This window comes from Streptomyces sp. NPDC087263 (assembly GCF_044744645.1).
Taxonomy (GTDB): domain Bacteria; phylum Actinomycetota; class Actinomycetes; order Streptomycetales; family Streptomycetaceae; genus Streptomyces.
In genome coordinates this window covers 136611-153156 of record NZ_JBIUYT010000015.1, presented here as the reverse complement: position 1 = coordinate 153156, position 16546 = coordinate 136611, and the positions used below count along the sequence as shown (strand labels likewise).

At 70.0% G+C, this 16546-nt stretch carries 17 protein-coding genes, 1 tRNA gene and 1 other RNA gene; 9 read left to right on the top strand and 10 right to left on the bottom strand.

The features are described from left to right. Nucleotides 1–3 precede the first annotated feature (3 nt). A complete protein-coding gene (locus ACIPC1_RS37155; protein WP_402525446.1) occupies nt 4–690 on the top strand; it encodes a DUF2218 domain-containing protein in 687 nt (228 codons plus the stop codon). A gap of 312 nt (nt 691–1002) precedes the next feature. After that, nucleotides 1003–1161, top strand: coding sequence for a hypothetical protein (locus ACIPC1_RS37150; protein ID WP_402525444.1), 159 nt, complete (start codon nt 1003–1005; stop codon nt 1159–1161). Between the two features lie 21 nt (nt 1162–1182). Here the strand turns inward: ACIPC1_RS37150 and ACIPC1_RS37145 are convergent, their stop codons facing one another. From ACIPC1_RS37145 to ACIPC1_RS37135, 3 genes are all read right to left on the bottom strand, one after another. Beyond that, nucleotides 1183–1326 carry a hypothetical protein gene (locus ACIPC1_RS37145; RefSeq protein WP_402525442.1) on the bottom strand — a complete coding sequence of 48 codons (144 nt, stop codon included), beginning with the start codon at nt 1324–1326 and terminating at the stop codon, nt 1183–1185. Nucleotides 1327–1354: 28 nt separating this feature from the next. Then, nucleotides 1355–2734, bottom strand: coding sequence for an NAD(P)-binding domain-containing protein (locus tag ACIPC1_RS37140; RefSeq protein WP_402525440.1), 1380 nt, complete (start codon nt 2732–2734; stop codon nt 1355–1357). Between the two features lie 368 nt (nt 2735–3102). Further along, nucleotides 3103–3384 carry a hypothetical protein gene (locus ACIPC1_RS37135; RefSeq protein WP_402525437.1) on the bottom strand — a complete coding sequence of 94 codons (282 nt, stop codon included), beginning with the start codon at nt 3382–3384 and terminating at the stop codon, nt 3103–3105. A 500-nt stretch (nt 3385–3884) separates the two neighbouring features. Between ACIPC1_RS37135 and ACIPC1_RS37130 the strand changes: the two genes are divergently transcribed. Continuing rightward, a complete protein-coding gene (locus ACIPC1_RS37130) occupies nt 3885–4262 on the top strand; it encodes an ArsR/SmtB family transcription factor (protein ID WP_402525434.1) in 378 nt (125 codons plus the stop codon). On the opposite strand, the gene ACIPC1_RS37125 is transcribed toward ACIPC1_RS37130, so the two are convergent. From ACIPC1_RS37125 to ACIPC1_RS37115, 3 genes are all read right to left on the bottom strand, one after another. Next, nucleotides 4193–5338 (bottom strand): hypothetical protein, encoded by a 1146-nt coding sequence (locus tag ACIPC1_RS37125; protein ID WP_402525431.1) that lies wholly within the window; start codon nt 5336–5338, stop codon nt 4193–4195. The genes ACIPC1_RS37130 and ACIPC1_RS37125 overlap by 70 nt on opposite strands. A gap of 154 nt (nt 5339–5492) precedes the next feature. After that, nucleotides 5493–6605 carry an ACR3 family arsenite efflux transporter gene (gene arsB, locus ACIPC1_RS37120; protein ID WP_402525429.1) on the bottom strand — a complete coding sequence of 371 codons (1113 nt, stop codon included), beginning with the start codon at nt 6603–6605 and terminating at the stop codon, nt 5493–5495. After that, nucleotides 6602–6910, bottom strand: coding sequence for an ArsR/SmtB family transcription factor (locus ACIPC1_RS37115; RefSeq protein ID WP_402525426.1), 309 nt, complete (start codon nt 6908–6910; stop codon nt 6602–6604). The genes arsB and ACIPC1_RS37115 overlap by 4 nt, the downstream gene beginning before the upstream one ends. A 119-nt stretch (nt 6911–7029) precedes the next feature. On the opposite strand from ACIPC1_RS37115, the gene ACIPC1_RS37110 reads away from it, so the two are divergent. Then, nucleotides 7030–7443, top strand: coding sequence for an arsenate reductase ArsC (locus ACIPC1_RS37110; protein ID WP_402525424.1), 414 nt, complete (start codon nt 7030–7032; stop codon nt 7441–7443). Nucleotides 7444–7495: 52 nt separating this feature from the next. Here ACIPC1_RS37110 and ACIPC1_RS37105 read toward each other — a convergent pair whose 3' ends face one another. From ACIPC1_RS37105 to ACIPC1_RS37095, 3 genes are all read right to left on the bottom strand, one after another. Beyond that, a complete protein-coding gene (locus ACIPC1_RS37105; RefSeq protein WP_402525422.1) occupies nt 7496–9025 on the bottom strand; it encodes an FAD-dependent monooxygenase in 1530 nt (509 codons plus the stop codon). A gap of 70 nt (nt 9026–9095) precedes the next feature. Then, entirely contained in the window at nt 9096–10001 is a 906-nt protein-coding gene (locus ACIPC1_RS37100) for a Clp protease N-terminal domain-containing protein (RefSeq protein WP_402525419.1), read from the bottom strand. 46 nt (nt 10002–10047) lie between these two features. Beyond that, nucleotides 10048–10455, bottom strand: a complete 408-nt coding sequence (locus tag ACIPC1_RS37095; protein WP_402525416.1) for a heavy metal-responsive transcriptional regulator — start codon at nt 10453–10455, stop codon at nt 10048–10050. Nucleotides 10456–10539: 84 nt separating this feature from the next. On the opposite strand from ACIPC1_RS37095, the gene merB reads away from it, so the two are divergent. Beyond that, nucleotides 10540–11529, top strand: coding sequence for an organomercurial lyase (gene merB / locus ACIPC1_RS37090; protein WP_402525414.1), 990 nt, complete (start codon nt 10540–10542; stop codon nt 11527–11529). Between the two features lie 47 nt (nt 11530–11576). After that, nucleotides 11577–12062, top strand: coding sequence for a DUF5990 family protein (locus tag ACIPC1_RS37085; RefSeq protein ID WP_402525411.1), 486 nt, complete (start codon nt 11577–11579; stop codon nt 12060–12062). A gap of 131 nt (nt 12063–12193) precedes the next feature. Here the strand turns inward: ACIPC1_RS37085 and ACIPC1_RS37080 are convergent. Beyond that, nucleotides 12194–12281: transfer RNA gene (locus tag ACIPC1_RS37080), tRNA-Ser, on the bottom strand. A 71-nt stretch (nt 12282–12352) separates the two neighbouring features. Here ACIPC1_RS37080 and ffs point away from each other — a divergent pair. From ffs to purD, 3 genes are all read left to right on the top strand, one after another. After that, nucleotides 12353–12451: signal recognition particle sRNA small type (gene ffs / locus ACIPC1_RS37075), an RNA gene on the top strand. 97 nt (nt 12452–12548) lie between these two features. Beyond that, on the top strand, nt 12549–14885 hold the full coding sequence (locus tag ACIPC1_RS37070) for a DNA polymerase III subunit gamma and tau (protein ID WP_402525408.1): 2337 nt from the start codon (nt 12549–12551) through the stop codon (nt 14883–14885). A gap of 204 nt (nt 14886–15089) precedes the next feature. Beyond that, nucleotides 15090–16343 (top strand): phosphoribosylamine--glycine ligase, encoded by a 1254-nt coding sequence (gene purD / locus ACIPC1_RS37065; RefSeq protein WP_402525405.1) that lies wholly within the window; start codon nt 15090–15092, stop codon nt 16341–16343. Nucleotides 16344–16546: the final 203 nt, after the last annotated feature.

Genomic DNA, 16546 nt, shown 5'->3' with positions numbered 1-16546 from the left:
CGCTTGAAGGCGCTCGCCGAAGCGGAGGAAACCCACAAAGGAAACCCACAAAGGAATGCCATGCTGACATCCGAAGCCCATGTCGAGACCGAACGCCCGAGCCGGTACCTCGTCCAACTCTGCCGACACATCAGCCAAATGGGCCGACCCCTCGGCCATCGACCGCGCGCTCACGGTGGCGACACGCAATCGCCCCCCGAAGTCCAGCACATCGAATGGACCGAGACTTACGGGACCGCTCGCCTGAGCTGGGGCCAGTGGACCATGCAGGCCGCCCCCGGCACGCTGACGCTACGCGCCGAAGCCGCCGACGAGAAAGACCTGCAACGGATCCAGGACCTCGTCGCCGGACGCCTCGAAAAGATCGGCAGGCGCGACCACCTGGCAGTGACCTGGCAACGATCTGAAGCGCTCAGCGTTCAGCCGGACGAAGCCGGCGAGGCCGACGACCCGCACCTGAAGGAGGGGCTGAGGCACACCCAGGGCACCACGCGACGCTGGTCCCTCAACGCGATAGGCGGAGCCGCCGCAGTCGCCGTCGGTACGCACCTGGTGCTCGGCGGATCCGCGCTCGCGGCCTCGCGATGGCTGGGATGGGGTGCCGGCGCCATCGTCCTGGCCGTCATCCTTGTGAAGGTCATCGGAGTGGGAAGCCTCGCGACCCTGCGCGGCCATCGGCGCGGCAGGTGACACTGAAGCCCACGATCCACGATCCCACCACTCGTCCTACTGATCGCAGAGATGGCGAGGACCAGGCCGGTCAGGTATGTGTGGGTGGGGGCGCGTACGTCGGCGCGGCGACCGGATCTCCGTACTGCATCGCTTCTCATGCCACGCGCTCACGTTCCGTCAACCACTCATACGATCTAATGGGGCTGCCGCGCGGAGCAAACAGATACCGGTAGTCACCGGTCGACGGCTCCGCATGGAATCGAGCGGCCCCCCAACTTCGGATGGTTGTGCATGCCTGCTACCTCTCCCCACCGCGATCCCGCGCGCCCCATGCAGAACGCAGCAGACTCGTCGGCTGCGCCGCAGTACCACGATCTGTTTCTCCAGCCGCGCTACACCGTCGAACTGCCGCCACTGGAAGACGAGGAAGACACCTTCTCGCCGCCTCCGCCCGCACAGCGGCGGCGCGGCGCAACCCGAAGCAGTTGACCGCGGCCCCTCCTGCCCCGCCTAACCCAGCGATGTGCCCGGTATACCGGGCTGGAGCAGGGCGAGCGCCGGGAAGCCGACCTCCGCGGGCATCCGTACCAGGTACCAGCCGTCACCGACCTTGAGCAGGCGGAGTCCGGGAACATCCTGGACGCGGGACGTCATGGCGAACCTCCCGGGGTGGGCGGGGAGTTCAGCAGCCACCGGAGGTGGTGGCCGGGGCGGCGATGCCGATCTGGAGGGTGGTGGGGGCGGCGCAGCACCCGCCGCCGGACTGCTCGGCGTTCTCCGGCTCGTCGAAGAGGCCCGCGCCGCCGCACACGCCCGTCTCCGGGAGGGTCAACTCGACGCGTTCGGCGGCTTCCTGGTCGCCGGCGAGGGCGGCGGTGATGGAGCGGACCTGCTCGTAGCCGGTCATCGCGAGGAACGTGGGGGCGCGGCCGTAGGACTTCATGCCGACCAGGTAGATGCCCTGTTCGGGGTGGGAGAGCTCGTTGACGCCGTGCGGGTAGACCGTGCCGCATGAGTGGACGTTCGGGTCGATGAGCGGGGCGAGCGCGGTCGGGGCCTGGAGGCGCTCGTCGAGGCCGAGGCGGAGCTCGGAGAGGAAGGACAGGTCAGGGCGGAAGCCGGTCAGGACGATGACCTCGTCGACCGGGTCGAGGCGGCGGCCGTCCTCCGCGACCAGGACGAGCTGGTCGCCGTCGTGTTCCACAGCCTGTGTACGGACTCCGGTGACCGCGCTCGCGTGGCCGGCCTCGACAGCGGCCTTGGCGCGCAGGCCCAGTGCGCCGCGCGCGGGGAGCTGGTCGGCCTCGCCGCCGCCGTAGGTGTTCGAGCCGATGCGGCGTCGCAGGATCCACACGGCGTGCGTGCCGGCCTCCTCCTTCGCGAGGTCGGCGAGGAGGGCGAGGGCGGTGAAGGCGGAGGCGCCGGAGCCGACCACGGCGGTGCGCCTGCCCGCGTAACGGGCGCGTACGGCCGCCTCGTTGAGGTCGGGGACGCGGTAGGAGATGTGGTCGGTGGCCGACTTCTCGCCGAGGGCGGGCAGGCCGTCCGCGCCGACGGGACCGGGGGTGGACCAGGTACCGGAGGCGTCGATGACCGCGCGGGCGGTGATCCGCTCCTCGTGGCCTTCGGCGGACTGGATGTGCACGGTGAAGGGCTGCTCATCGCGGCCCGCGTCGACGATGCGGTCACGGCCGGCGCGGGCCACTCCGGTCACTGTGGCGCCGTAGCGGACCTTGTCTCCGAGGACGTCGGCCAGGGGCTGGAGGTAGCGCTCTGCCCAGTCGCCGCCGGTCGGGAAGGTGGAGGCGTCGGGGCGGACCCAGCCGGTCGGGGCGAGAAGCTTCTCGGCGGCCGGGTCGATGACCTCGCCCCAGTTGGAGAACAGCCGGACGTGGGACCACTCGCGTACGGCGCTGCCCGCCGTCGGGCCGGCTTCCAGGACCAGGGGTTCGATGCCGCGCTCTACGAGATGGGCGGCGGCGGCCAGGCCGATCGGGCCGGCTCCGATGACCACGACGGGCAGCTGGTCGGTGGTGAGCACGCTGTTAATGGACGCAGCCACGACGTTCCCCTTTGTTTCGACATCCGTCAATCTCTTGCGTCTCAGAATGGCACCTGTATCGATAAGCGTCAACATAGACATTCATCGAATCTGGGGGACTGGGTAGGGAACGGGTTGACGTTCGCGGTGATCGGGGGCGGCCGGTCCGGACCGACCGCAGCGCATGCCTTGCGCCAGCAGGGACTGGAGCCCGTGGTCCCGGAGGCGTCCGCAGCCGACCGGCTCATGCATGGCCGCGCCGCTACGACAGCCCCACGCTCTTCTCTCCCGCCGGAGACGGCTCTCTTCCCGGGATGCGCCGGAACGCCTTTCATCGGGGGCCTGGATCACTATCCGCACCGGGGCGAGGTCGTCGTATATCTGCTGCGCTACGTCAACCGCCTGGGCGCCGACATCCGCACGGGGACGCGCGTCGAGGAGGTACGGGGGTCCGGGCCGCCGCCGGCGGCACCTTCACCCTCGTGCTGGAGGGCGGGGACGAGCTGTCCGCGCGGCGCGTGGTCCCGTTCGCCGGGCAGCGCGTGGTCGTCGGCGGTGGGAACTCCGCCGTGCAGATTGCCGCCGAACCGGCCCCGCATACCCAGGTCACCCTTGCCGTGCGTCGCCCGGTGCGCTTCGCGGCACAACGCACGCTCGGCCGGGATCTGCACGGGTGGCTGAATCGAACCGGGGCCGACACCCTGCCTCTCGGCCGATTTCTGCGCACTCCGCCGACCCAGCGGTCATCGATGACGGCCGATACCGGGCCGTCGTCGTCGCCGGCGTACTGGACCGGCGTCCGGTGTTCACGGGTCTCGACGGCCCCAAGGCCACCTGGCCGACGGCAGAAGGGAGGAGGTCGACACGATCCCGCTGGCCACCGGTCACCGCCCCGACCTCGGTTGCCCGGCCCCGCTTGGCGCGCTCGACGAGCACGGACGCCCACTCCACCGGGAGGGTGTCTCGCTCACCCACCCCTGCGTCGCCTACGTGGGGCTGGAGTGGCAGCGCAGTCTGTCCTCGAACTCCCTCCGCGGGGTCGGCAGGGACGCGAGCCGGATCGCACGGCGCCCGGCGGCGTACGTGCACCGAGGCTGATGAGACTGCGGACCCTGGCCGCTGAGACTGCGGAGCCTGGCCGCTCTGGTTCGACGTATGTCAACATAGACGTATGTCGAACATCAAGGTGCTGCCGCTGCTGGAGCCCGAGGTTGCCGAGGGTGTCGTGCCTTGCTGCCCACCGCTCAGCGAGAGGCCGCTGACGGCCGAGGAGGCCGAGCGGACCGCCGCGATGTTCAAGGCGCTCGGCGACCCGGTCCGCCTGCGCCTGTTCTCCCTGGTCGCCTCGCACGAGGGCGGCGAGGCCTGCGTGTGCGACATCTCCGACGTGGGCGTCTCGCAGCCGACGGTCTCCCACCACCTGAAGAAGCTCAGGGAGGCCGGCCTGCTGACGTCCGAGCGGCGCGGCACGTGGGTGTACTACCGGGTCGAGCCGTCGGTCGTGGCCGCGATGGGGCAGATGCTGACCGCGGCTGTCCCTGCGGCCTGACCTTCACCGGGCGCGGGGATCAGGCTGTCGCGGCACTGACGTTCCACATCTTGGCGAACTCCGCGGCTCCTCCTTCCGTCAACGTGCTGGACCCGTGGACGCGGATCATCGTGGTGTCCCACGGGCGCCCGCCGCTGCGGCCCGGCGTCAGCATCACTCCGACGGTGACAAGTCCATCGGGTCGGCTGATGCGTTCGGCGACCTCGTGATGGCGGAGCTGCACGTCGCTGCCGAAGATCGCAACGGGGAGTTGGTCCAGATCCGGAGAGGATCGCCAGGCGGTCCGCCTCGCCGACGTGGTCCGGCAGCGGGCTGGTGGTGATGTCCTCCATGACCAGGCGCAGCACCGGGTGGGCGCGGGTGCCCGTGGCGCCGACCGGTGTCTGCGGCAGTAACAGCGGTGTGGAGAACAACCGGCCACTGGGGCCGACGAGTTCGGTGTCGACGTCCGCAGGAGGCGCCTCTTCGTCGGCCGCGGCGAACTCGTAGTACCGCACGGGCTCTTCGCCCAGGGCGATCGGCGGCTCGGCGGCGCCGCGGAAGAGGTAGTCCAGTACGGCGGTGGTGGAGCGCAGCTGGTCGAAGAGGAAGTCCCAGTCGCGCCGCGTCAGGGCGATCGCGGGGATGCCGATCGGCTCCAACGAGCAGATCGTGCCGTCGGGTACCTGCCCGTGGTCCAGCAGGAACACCCCGATCCACTCGAAGGCGTTGCCGTCGACGGACAGGGTGCGGTCGCGGCCGTTGACCATGTCGGCGGGCAGCATCCGCAGTTGGCGCACGGTGCCCTTGGCCCGGCGCATCGCCTTGGTCGCCGCCTTCTGGCTCCAGGCAACCTCTCCAGCCGGTTCCTTGGGCTGGACGGTACGTGCCTTGACCTGGACCACTGCGCCACGTCCGCCGACGAGCAGCAGCCTGTCGCCGAGCTCGCGCCGCCCGGAGCCCTTGCCGGCGTAGGCGGACTGGAAGACGAAGTCCGGCAAGCACCAGGTGGCTGCCGCGGTGTGTGCAGCCGCTTCGGCACCCGGGCCGTGCTCCACGCCGGACGGCAGGGGCAACGCCGGAGGTATGCGCCGCACGTACGGCCCGTTCGCGGTGTCAACGATGAGCGTGAATGCGTTGGGGGGTTGGGGGTCGTCGTCCTGGATGAACCGTCACAACGCGGATGAAGGCTGATCAGGACGCCGATGGCGGCGGCCTGCGCCCCGATGCCGGAGCAGTCCAGACAGTGCGTCAGCTCTCCTGAGGCGCGGCCGTCAGCTGCCGGTCGGCGCCGAACTTCCGTCGCCATGCCAGGGAGACGTAGACGAGCGCGATCAGGACCGGTACCTCGATGAGCGGGCCGACGACACCCGACAGGGCCTGGCCGGAGGTGACGCCGAAGGTGGCGATGGCGACCGCGATGGCCAGCTCGAAGTTGTTGCCCGCCGCGGTGAAGGCGAGCGTCGCCGTGCGGTCGTAGGCAAGGCCGATGACCTTGCCGAGGGCGAATGTGCCGAACCACATGACCGCGAAGTACACGAGCAGCGGCAGGGCGATCCGGGCGACGTCCAGCGGCTGCGAGGTGATCGTCCTGCCCTGTAGAGCGAAGAGGATGACGATCGTGAAGAGTAGGCCGTACAGGGCCCAAGGGCCGATCTTGGGAAGGAAGTTGGACTCGTACCGCTCCTGCCCCAGCTTCTTCTCGCCGATACGGCGGGTGAGGAACCCGGCCAGCAGCGGGACGCCGAGGAAGATGACGACGTTCAGGGCGATCTTCCCCATGGAGATGTCGAGGTGCTCGCCGTCGCCCAGGCCGAGCCGGCCGGGCAGCAGGTCGAGGTAGAACCAGCCGAGCAGGCCGAACGCCAGGACCTGGAAGACCGAGTTGAGGGCGACCAGGACGGCGGCGGCTTCGCGGTCGCCACAGGCCAGGTCGTTCCAGATGATGACCATGGCGATGCAGCGGGCCAGGCCGACGATGATCAGACCCGTGCGGTACTCGGGCAGGTCCGGCAGGAAGATCCAGGCCAGCGCGAACATGATCGCGGGGCCAACGACCCAGTTGATGACCAGCGACGAGACCATGAGCTTGCGGTCGCCGGTGACGGCGTCGAGCTTGTCGTAGCGGACCTTCGCCAGGACCGGGTACATCATGATCAGCAGGCCGACGGCGATGGGCAGGGAGATGCCGCCGATCTCGACCTTGGCCAGGGTGTCGTTCAGTCCGGGGATGAGCCTGCCGAGCCCCAGACCGACGGCCATGGCGGCGAGGATCCAGACGGCGAGGAAGCGGTCGAGCGTCGACAGCTTCGCGACGACCGAGGCGTCCTCGGCGGTGGTCACGGGCGCTTCGGCTGCGGTCACGGACAGGCCCTCTTGTTCTCGGCGGCGGCGCGCGCGGACTCGGCCAACTCGGCGAACTGGCCGGCGAGCGAGGCGAGGACGTCGGGCTTGAGCCGGTAGTAGGTGTACCGGCCGCACGGCTCCGTCTCGACGACCCCCGCCTCGCGCAGCACCTTCATGTGGTTGGAGAGGTTGGTCTGCCGTGCACCGGTCTCCTCCACGAGGTGGGTGGTACACAGCGTCTCTCGGGCGAGCAAGGTCACGATCCGGAGCCTGAGCGGGTCGGCCAGAACCCGGATCAGATCAGTGTCGACTGACGTCATCATGGGCTGATACTGTCACATCAGTGGTGACTGACACCACCAGGTGCTGATATCAGATGTCAGATGTCAGACGTCAGATGTCATTTGCGCCTGATGTCGTCGTGAGACAAGAGAGACCTCTGATGTCCGACAGGCCCTCCGTGCTGTTCGTCTGTGTCCACAACGCCGGCCGTTCGCAGATGGCCGCCGCGTGGCTGACCCACCTGGCCGGGGACCGTGTCGAGGTCCGCTCCGCCGGCTCCGACCCGGGCGCAGGCGTCAACCCGGCCGCCGTCGAGGCCATGGCCGAGGTCGGCATCGACATCTCGGGCGAGGTCCCGAAGATCCTCACCGTCGACGCGGTCAAGGAGTCGGACGTCTGCATCACCATGGGCTGCGGCGATGCCTGCCCGGTCTTCCCCGGCAAGCGCTACCTCGACTGGACCCTGGACGACCCCGCAGGCGAGACCGTCGACAACGTCCGCCCCATCCGCGACGGCATCGAACGCCGCGTCCGCGGTCTCCTCGACGACCTCGGCGTTCCGGCACAGCACTGACTGTGTGTGGGCGTACGGAGGCCGGACCCACACAGCTCTGCGCCCGTACGAATCAACCGTGCCGAACGGGCAGCCAACGTTCGAGGTAAGCGCGGATCCCTTCCAACTGGGCACCGCGCGCGACGTAGCCGAGGTAGCCGTCAGGGCGTACGAGCCCCTGGACCGCGTCCGGCCACGGGCTCTCCGCACCAAGCCGGTGGATGCTGATCACGTCGTCCCGTCCGCGCAGGACTGAGGCGAAGCGTTCGGCGGGCCAGAGTGCGGGCGGTCCCGACAGAAACAGGTGCCAGCCCGGCCCTGCACTCCGCGCTTGAAGCCCGCGCGGCAGGTCGGGCAGCCGGTCTCCCGCTCGCGGCCCCTTCCTCGGTGGCCGCGACCCGGCAGTTGAGGCAGGGCTTCGCCGGTAGTGGATGCCCAACTCGGAGACCGTACGGAAGACCCGCCCACGAGGTCCTGTCGCGCGGAGCACCAATGGGGCCAGGCGCGGGGCCAGTTGAGTACGGGCGAAGCGGATGAGCGGGGTCCGGCTGGTGCCGATCGTGAAGGCGCGGTCGGTGAAGCGCAGCACGCTGCGGCCGACCGGGGCGCGCTCGGTCTCGTACGTCTCCAGCAGCTCCGCCGGTGCCCTGCCCCGGCACACGAGGGCGAGCTTCCAGCCCAGGTTGAGGGCGTCCTGGATGCCGGTGTTCATGCCCTGAGCGCCGGCTGGGCTGTGGATGTGGGCCGCATCACCGGCAAGGAAACAGGGGCCCGAGCGGTAGTGGGCGGCGCCGCGGTTGTGAAGCCGGAACTCGGTCATCCAGACCGGGTCCCGCAGCACCAGCCGGTCAGGCGTGTACTCGTCGGTGATCTCCTGCAGAAGTCCCAGCGTCACCTCGGCCTCCGGAACACCTGGCGGTCGCATCGCCAGCATCCGCCAGGTCGTTGGCGAGCCAAGAGGGAAGAAGAACAGCATCCCGGACCCGGTCATGTACGTGTGTACGGCACCGGGTTCCAGCCCGTCGACCTCCAGGTCGCCGAGCAGGAAGGTCTGCGGATAGGCGTACCCCTCGAAGCCGATGCTCGCCTGAGTGCGTACGGTGCTGTGCGCACCGTCGCAGCCCACGACGTACCGCGCTTCCACGGTCTCCTCCGAGCCATCGCCATGCCGGATCCGACAGATGACGGACGAGCCCCCGAGCTCCAGCCGGACCAGCTCCGTGTCCCGTTCCACGACCACGTCCTGCGCCGCCAGATGCTCGGTGAGGATGCTCTCGGTCTCCGCCTGCGAGAGGAACAACAGGAACGGATACGCGGTGTCGCTCAGCCCGATGTCGAACAGCGGCATCTGCACCACCCGCTGGGGGAGGTGCATCCTCAGCTGCATCGCAGGGTTGCCGCGGGCGACCAACTCACCTGCCACGCCGAACCCCGCCAGTGCTTCCAGGGTGCGGGGCTGGATGGCCAACGCGCGCGACTCATGCGTCCGGTCCAGGGAACGGTCGACGACCCGGAACGCGGTCCCGTAGCTGCGCAGTTCCGCGGCGAGCGCAAGCCCGGTGGGCCCCGCACCGACCACCAGCACGTCCAAGGGTGCCGTCATGAGCCCACGGTAGCGCTCGTTCGTCTCGACCTGAGAGCACCGAGTGCCGCGGCCCGCGTATCGCCTCGTGTTACTTGGATCCCGCGCCCGCAGGCTGGGTGAGGATCTCACCGCACAGCACGACGCAGTCGGCGCAGATCCACACGTCGGGGCCGGTGACCAGGCGGCGTTCGTCGCTCCGTGCGTGGCCGCAGAAGGAGCAGTGGGCGGATGTGTCGTCGGGGCGGCGCCTGCGGCGGCTACGGCGCCCGAACGCGGTGCGGGGGACGTTGACGTAGCAGTGGAGCTGACGCTTGATGTCCGCCGGGTCGACGCCGATGTCGTTCAGGACGCGGCGGGCCCGGGAGCCGGGGTTGGTCGCGATGACCGCGAGCAGCTGCGGCGTGTTGACCACGACCGGCGCGCAGGTGGGAGTGCGTTCGGTCGCCAGCTGCTCGGCGGCGGCCAGGGCAGCCGTCGCCTCGCCTGAGAACACCGGCTGCCCCGAACCCGTCGTAGCAGCGGGGTAGTCGAAGAGGCGGCGGCCGGCTTCGCGGATCTTGTCGCGGGTGACGCCGAGGTGTTCGAGGGTGGCGGCGGCCACGCCGTCGGTGAGCAGGCCGAGCAGAAGGTGTTCGGTGCCGGCTTCGGCCAGGCCGTCCGCCTCGGCCGCGGCCAGCGCGGTGGACAGGCCGCTCTTCAGGTCACGGCCACGGATCAGGCCGCCGGCCGTCGGCAGCTCCTGGATGCGCTCGACGCGGTCGGCATAGCGCTGGCGTGCGGCCTGACGGGAGACACCGAGGCGCTCGCCGATCACGGTCCAGGAATGCCCGGCGGTGCGCACCTGGCGTACGACCTGGTCGACGGCCTCGTCCGCGTGGCCGGTCAGGTCCTGGGTGACGGCGATGACGGCATCCAGCAGGGCGAGTTCGTCGTCGCTTCCGGCACGGGCGTGGGCCGCTGCGATGAGCTGCTCCACGGTGGGTTCTTCGCTCATGCTGACAACCGTAGATTGTCACTCACTGACTGACAATCCTTCGTTGTCACGAAGCTGCCGGGCCGCCGATGATGCTGCAGATGTCCGCGTCCGTGCACGCGCTCGGGTCGGTGGTGGCGGCGCGTTCGGCCAGGCCGCGCAGGGCAGTTCGGGTCTTGCGCAGCTCGGCCATGCGCCGCTCGATGTCCATGAGGTGCTGCTCGATCAGGCCCGTGACGTGGGCACATGGCGCCTCGCCCGAATCGCGTAGGGCGAGGATCGAGCGGATCTCGGCGAGCGTCAGTCCGGCCGACTGGGCGTCGCGGACGAAAGCCAGCCGGCTGCCGGTCTGCGGCGGGTAGTCGCGGTAGCCGCCCGGGGTGCGAGGCGGGGCGGGCAGCAGTCCGGCCTGCTCGTAGAAGCGGATCGTCTTGGGCGTCAGCCCGTTCACGGCAGCCAGTTCTCCGATGCGCATACGGCCGAGGCTACGCCTTGACCTTCCAGTGCGCTGGAAGGTCTAACGTCGGTCGCATCAGCAGTGACCTGGAAGGACGCGGCCATGCGCATCACGCTTCTGACGGTGCCCGACTGCCCCAACGCGCCTCTCGCACGGGAGCGGATCGACCAGGCGCTCGACGGACAGGCCGCAGAGGTGGAGCTGATCGAGGTCGCCGACGAAGCGCAGTCGGCGCGGCTCGGGATGACCGGCTCCCCGACCGTCCTCGTCGACGGCACCGACCCGTTCGCCGTACCGGGGGTTGCCGCGTCTGTCTCCTGCCGCTTGTACCGGGGCCTTGACGGGCGGATCGAGGGCGCGCCGAGCGTGGCCGACCTTCAACGCGCCTTCTACGTCGCCGAGGCCGGCGAAGACTGCGACGGTCCGCCTATGGACGCGGCAGGCCGAGGCGGCCGAGGCCGCCTCGCACCCGTCACCGGCGGTCTCCGGGCCCTGCAGCAAGCCATTCTGCGGTCCTTCGCGACCACCGGCCACGCACTCGAACCGGCCGACCTGGAGCAAGTGGCAAGCGCCTCCGGGCGGGACTTCCGCGAGGTCCTGGCAGATTTGGCCGCCGAGGACTTCCTCACCCTCGACGACCAAGGACACATCCAGGCGGCGTATCCCTTCTCCGCCAGCCCCACCGCCCACCGGGTCGACCTCGCCCATGGCACCGAGGTGTGGGCGATGTGCGCGATCGACGCGCTCGGCATCCCGGGCATGCTCGGCACCGACGCCGTGATCACCTCCGCCGACCCGGTTACCGGCGAGACCATCACCGTCACCTCCATCGGCGGGCACCTGACCTGGCAGCCCTCCACCGCCGTGGTCTACGCCGGCCAACGCTCCTGCACCGGACCCGCCGCCGACATCGCCTGCGGAGCACTGAACTTCTTCACCGGCCGCCGCACCGCACGGACCTGGGCCAAGCAGCACCCCGACTTCACCGGCAAGGCCATCGACCAGACCCACGCCGAAGTCTTGGGGCGGTCTGTCTTCGGCTCGCTCCTGACAGAAGCGGAGCCTGTCCAAGCGTCGGGAACCCGGCCGTGAAGGCTGAGCCGCACCAATTACCGACGAGAGTGCGGATGATGGCCGGCATGCGCATCCGCATCCGCATCGACGCCGTAGACCTCCCCGGCCTTGCCTGTTCCCCCGAGGCAATCCCTGGCAACGACGTCCCGGCCTACCGCAACATCCACGTCGCTGTGCAACGCCGCGAGCGCCCCACCGAACTCCTCGACTCCCAGCCGGGCGACGCCGCGTCCGCCACCTGGACCCTGGAGTGCGCCACGTCGGCCTCACCGAGTGGCACCGATGTGAAGGGCCCCTATGTCCAGGGCCGTCCGGGCGGCCGGTTCATCTACCTGTCGTGGGGCACCGTTGACGACTCCGGCACTTTCACGATGTTCCGCCGCGCCAAGCTCATGCTCGACGCCGTGCCCGCCGAGGTACTCGATGCCGCCGCACTCACCGGCCTGTTGGTAGGCCGCCTCGGACTGACTGACGCGCGCGGCGGGCCGCTGTGCGCACGGGTCGTCCCACCGCGCATCACCTGGACCGCCGAACCCGCCGAGGAGGAGTGACCGTCACTGGTGAACCAGACCCACTGTTCACCGAAGTCCACCCCAGTCCAATCACAGCAACTGAGACCACACACGACGAAGGGCCCCGCTGCGAACAGCGGGGCCCTTCGACATCGTGCCCGGTGAGGCACTGGCGGAGGATACGAGATTCGAACTCGTGAGGGGTTGCCCCCAACACGCTTTCCAAGCGTGCGCCCTAGGCCACTAGGCGAATCCTCCGCGGCAAACAATACAAGACGTGGAGGAGTGCTAGCGAACTCGTTCCCCCCGCTCGGATCCTGTACCCTGTGCGGAGCCCCTCACGTGGCGCTATCTGACTGAACTCCCCCAGGGCCGGAAGGCAGCAAGGGTAGGTTGGCTCTGGCGGGTGCGTGGGGGGCGCTTGCGTTTGCTTCCACTACTTGTACGGGGCTTGTACGGGTGTGTGCAGGGGCCCGGGTCTCCGGGCGGTCCCTGTTGTCAGTGGGCGCCTATAACCTCGTATGTGTGTCGTCTCTCGCGCTGTACCGCCGTTATCGCCCGGAGTCGTTCGCCGAGGTCATCGGGCAGGAGCATGTAACCGACCCGTTGCAGCAGGCGCTGCGGAACAACCGGGTCAATCACGCGTACCTGTTCAGCGGCCCGCGCGGGTGCGGGAAGACCACCAGTGCGCGGATTCTGGCCCGGTGCCTGAACTGCGAGCAGGGGCCGACGCCGACGCCCTGCGGGGAGTGCCAGTCCTGCCAGGACCTGGCGAGGAACGGGCCCGGTTCGATCGACGTCATCGAGATCGACGCCGCGTCGCACGGCGGCGTCGACGACGCACGTGACCTGCGCGAGAAGGCCTTCTTCGGGCCCGCCGGCAGTCGGTACAAGATCTACATCATCGACGAGGCCCACATGGTCACGCCGGCCGGCTTCAACGCCCTGCTGAAGGTCGTCGAGGAGCCGCCGGAGCATCTGAAGTTCATCTTCGCCACCACCGAGCCCGAGAAGGTCATCGGGACGATTAGGTCGCGGACCCACCACTACCCGTTCCGGCTCGTGCCGCCGGGAACCCTTCGGACGTACCTGGGTGAGGTCTGCGGGCAAGAGGGCGCTCCCGTCGAGGACGGGGTGCTGCCACTGGTGGTACGGGCCGGTGCCGGGTCCGTACGTGACTCCATGTCCGTCATGGACCAGCTGCTCGCCGGTGCGGGTGAGGCCGGTGTGACGTACGCGATGGCCACCTCGCTGCTCGGGTACACGGACGGCTCGCTCCTCGATTCGGTCGTCGACGCCTTCGCCGCGGGGGACGGCGCCGCGGCCTTCGAGGTCGTGGACCGGGTCATCGAGGGCGGCAATGATCCGAGGCGGTTCGTTGCCGATCTGCTGGAGCGGCTGCGGGATCTCGTGATCCTCGCGGCCGTGCCCGACGCCGCGGAGAAGGGACTCATCGACGCCCCTGTCGACGTGGTGGAGCGGATGCAGGCCCAGGCGGGCGTCTTCGGCGCCGCCGAGCTGAGCCGCGCCGCCGATCTCGTCAACGAGGGACTGACGGAGATGCGTGGCGCCACCTCACCGCGACTCCAGATCGAACTCATCTGCGCGCGCGTCCTGCTCCCCACCGCGTACGGGGACGAGCGGTCCGTCATGGCCCGGCTGGACCGTATCGAGCGCGGCGTGAACTTCTCCGGCGGCGGGGGCGGCCCTGCCATGGGGTACGTCCCTGGGGCTGATGCACACGGACAAGGACACGGGCACGGATATGGGCAGGGGCAGGGGCAGGGGCTTGCACAGGCTCCGGCCTCGGTCGGCCAGGCCGGTCCCGCGGGCCAGGCGGATCCTCCGGGTCAGGCCGTTCCTCCTGGGGGTGGAGTCGCGGCGGCGCGGGCTGCGGTGCGCGCGGTGGGGCCCGAGCCGGTCAGCGAACCGGCAGCCCCACTCGCCCCTCCCGCGGCCACCCATGCCGCTCCCCCCGCGGCCGCTCCTCCTGTAGCTGAGCAACCGCAGCCTTCGGCGCCTCCTGCGGTTCCCGCCGCTCCGCCCGCGGCCACCGCTCCGTCGGGCGGCGCTCCCGGCTCCTGGCCCACACCGACGGCCGCGGGCAGTGGTCGGCGTCCCGGTGGGTGGCCGACGGCGGCGCCCACGGGCGGGGTGCAGCCACCGGCCGCGCCCACAACCCCGGCGCCGCCGGTAGCTGCATCCGCCCCCGCTCCAGCCGCCGCCTCCCCTGCCGCCCAGGCTCCCGTCGGCGGCGGGCCCGACCCCCGCATGCTGTGGCCGAACATCCTGGAGGCGGTCAAGAACCGTCGCCGGTTCACCTGGATCCTGCTCAGCCAGAACGCGCAGGTGACCGGATTCGACGGTACGACTCTGCAGATCGGCTTCGTCAACGCAGGCGCCCGGGACAACTTCGCTAGCAGCGGCAGCGAAGAGGTGCTGCGGCAGGCCTTGTCCGAGCAGTTCAACGTCCAGTGGAAGGTCGACGCCATCGTCGACACCTCGGGCGGCTCGGGCGGCCCGGGCGGTTCAGGAGGCTCGGTGCCGCCCGCTCCGGCCGGCCCCGGGTCCGGCGGGGGTTATGGCGGGGCACCGGCAGCCCCCCGTCCCGGCCCCCAGCAGCCGTCGGCCCCGGCCTCCCGCCCCGCCGCGTCGCCGGGTCCGTCCGCGAGCCACGCTCCGTCCGCACCCGCCTCGGCGTCCCCCCGGATTCCCGCCGCCCCCGAACCACCCCCGGTCGCCCCCGAGGACGACACCCCCGAGGACGACGACCCCGACCTCGTCGAGTCCGCCCTCTCGGGCTACGACCTGATCGTCCGCGAACTGGGGGCGACGGTGGTGGAGGAGTTCTCGAACGAGTAGCGAGCAACCGCAAGTGCAGGCAGCGCGTAAGCGAGTAGCAACCGCAAGTACAGGCAGCGCGTAAGCGAGTAATGGATAGCGAGTACGAGGCCTCGTACCCCTCGTACATCCGGCCACCCGCCTTGGCTGATCCCACCATCCCCCGCACCCCTCCTTCAGCGGCCCCCACAAAGGCACCCGCCCCCGGCGGATAGGCTGACCCCCGTGAAGGTCCTTGTCATCGGTAGTGGCGCCCGCGAACACGCCCTGTGCCGTTCCCTGTCCCTCGACCCCGACGTCACCGCCCTGTACTGCGCCCCCGGGAACGCAGGCATCGCGGAGGTGGCCGAACTGCACGCGGTCGACGCCCTCGACGGCGCTGCTGTGGCCGCGCTGGCCGCGGAGCTCGGCGCCGAGCTGGTGATCGTGGGCCCGGAGGCCCCGCTTGTCGCAGGGGTCGCCGATGCCGTGCGAGCGGTGGGGATTCCCTGCTTCGGCCCTTCCAAGGAGGCCGCGGAGCTGGAGGGTTCCAAGGCCTTCGCCAAGGATGTGATGGCGGGGGCGGGCGTTCCGACGGCACGCTCGTACGTCTGTACGACGCCGGATGAGGTCGAGGAGGCGCTCGACGCCTTCGGTGCCCCGTACGTCGTGAAGGATGACGGGCTCGCGGCCGGCAAGGGTGTCGTCGTGACCGACGACCTCGCGAAGGCCCGTGACCACGCCAACGCCTGCGATCGCGTCGTCATCGAGGAGTTCCTGGACGGCCCCGAGGTCTCCCTCTTCGCGATCGCGGACGGCGAGACAGTGGTCCCGCTACAGCCCGCCCAGGACTTCAAGCGCGCGCTGGACGGCGATGAGGGTCCGAACACCGGCGGCATGGGTGCGTACTCGCCCCTGCCCTGGGCCGACCCGAAGCTCGTCGAGGAGGTCATGCAGACCGTCCTCCAGCCGACCGTCGACGAGCTGCGCCGCCGGGGCACCCCGTTTTCCGGCCTTCTGTACGCGGGTCTGGCGCTCACCAGCCGAGGTGTACGGGTCATCGAGTTCAACGCCCGCTTCGGCGACCCCGAGACCCAGGTGGTCCTGGCCCGCCTGAAGACGCCCCTCTCCGGGGTGCTGCTGGCCGCGGCGAACGGCACCCTCGCCGACCTGGCGCCCCTGCGCTGGAGCGACGTCGCGGCCGTCACCGTGGTCATCGCCTCGTACAACTATCCGGACACTCCGCGCACCGGCGACCCGATCACCGGGCTCGACGAGGTGGCGGCCGAGGACGCCCCGTACGCGTACGTCCTGCACGCCGGGACGAAGCGGGACGGCGACTCGGTCGTCAGTTCGGGCGGCCGTGTGCTCTCCGTCACGGCGACCGGTACCGATCTCACCGAGGCCCGCGAACGCGCGTACGCGGCGGTCGCCCGTATCGGCCTCGACGGTTCGCAGCACCGCACAGACATCGCGGCGAAGGCGGCGGCAGAGGCATAGAGCCTGGTCAGCGCACTGGCCGACCATCGGCCGCCACTGACTTGTGCGTACCTCGTCAGCAGCACCCTGGGCCCCGGATTCCCCACGGAATTCGGGGCCTGATCATTGCCCACCGTCATCCACCTTTCCCCAAAGCCATTCCATCGAGTGACCGATGCCCCATCCGGCTGACGGGAACCGAGGCCCCAACTAGGGTGCGGCGA

Coding starts and splice junctions, on each gene's coding strand:
- ACIPC1_RS37150 (WP_402525444.1), top strand. CDS start 1,003: ATGCAGAACGCAGCAGACTCGTCGGCTGCGCCGCAGTACCACGATCTG.
- ACIPC1_RS37145 (WP_402525442.1), bottom strand. CDS start 1,326: ATGACGTCCCGCGTCCAGGATGTTCCCGGACTCCGCCTGCTCAAGGTC.
- ACIPC1_RS37130 (WP_402525434.1), top strand. CDS start 3,885: ATGTCGAACATCAAGGTGCTGCCGCTGCTGGAGCCCGAGGTTGCCGAG.
- ACIPC1_RS37115 (WP_402525426.1), bottom strand. CDS start 6,910: ATGATGACGTCAGTCGACACTGATCTGATCCGGGTTCTGGCCGACCCG.
- ACIPC1_RS37110 (WP_402525424.1), top strand. CDS start 7,030: ATGTCCGACAGGCCCTCCGTGCTGTTCGTCTGTGTCCACAACGCCGGC.
- ACIPC1_RS37105 (WP_402525422.1), bottom strand. CDS start 9,025: ATGACGGCACCCTTGGACGTGCTGGTGGTCGGTGCGGGGCCCACCGGG.
- ACIPC1_RS37100 (WP_402525419.1), bottom strand. CDS start 10,001: ATGAGCGAAGAACCCACCGTGGAGCAGCTCATCGCAGCGGCCCACGCC.
- ACIPC1_RS37095 (WP_402525416.1), bottom strand. CDS start 10,455: ATGCGCATCGGAGAACTGGCTGCCGTGAACGGGCTGACGCCCAAGACG.
- merB (WP_402525414.1), top strand. CDS start 10,540: ATGCGCATCACGCTTCTGACGGTGCCCGACTGCCCCAACGCGCCTCTC.
- ACIPC1_RS37085 (WP_402525411.1), top strand. CDS start 11,577: ATGCGCATCCGCATCCGCATCGACGCCGTAGACCTCCCCGGCCTTGCC.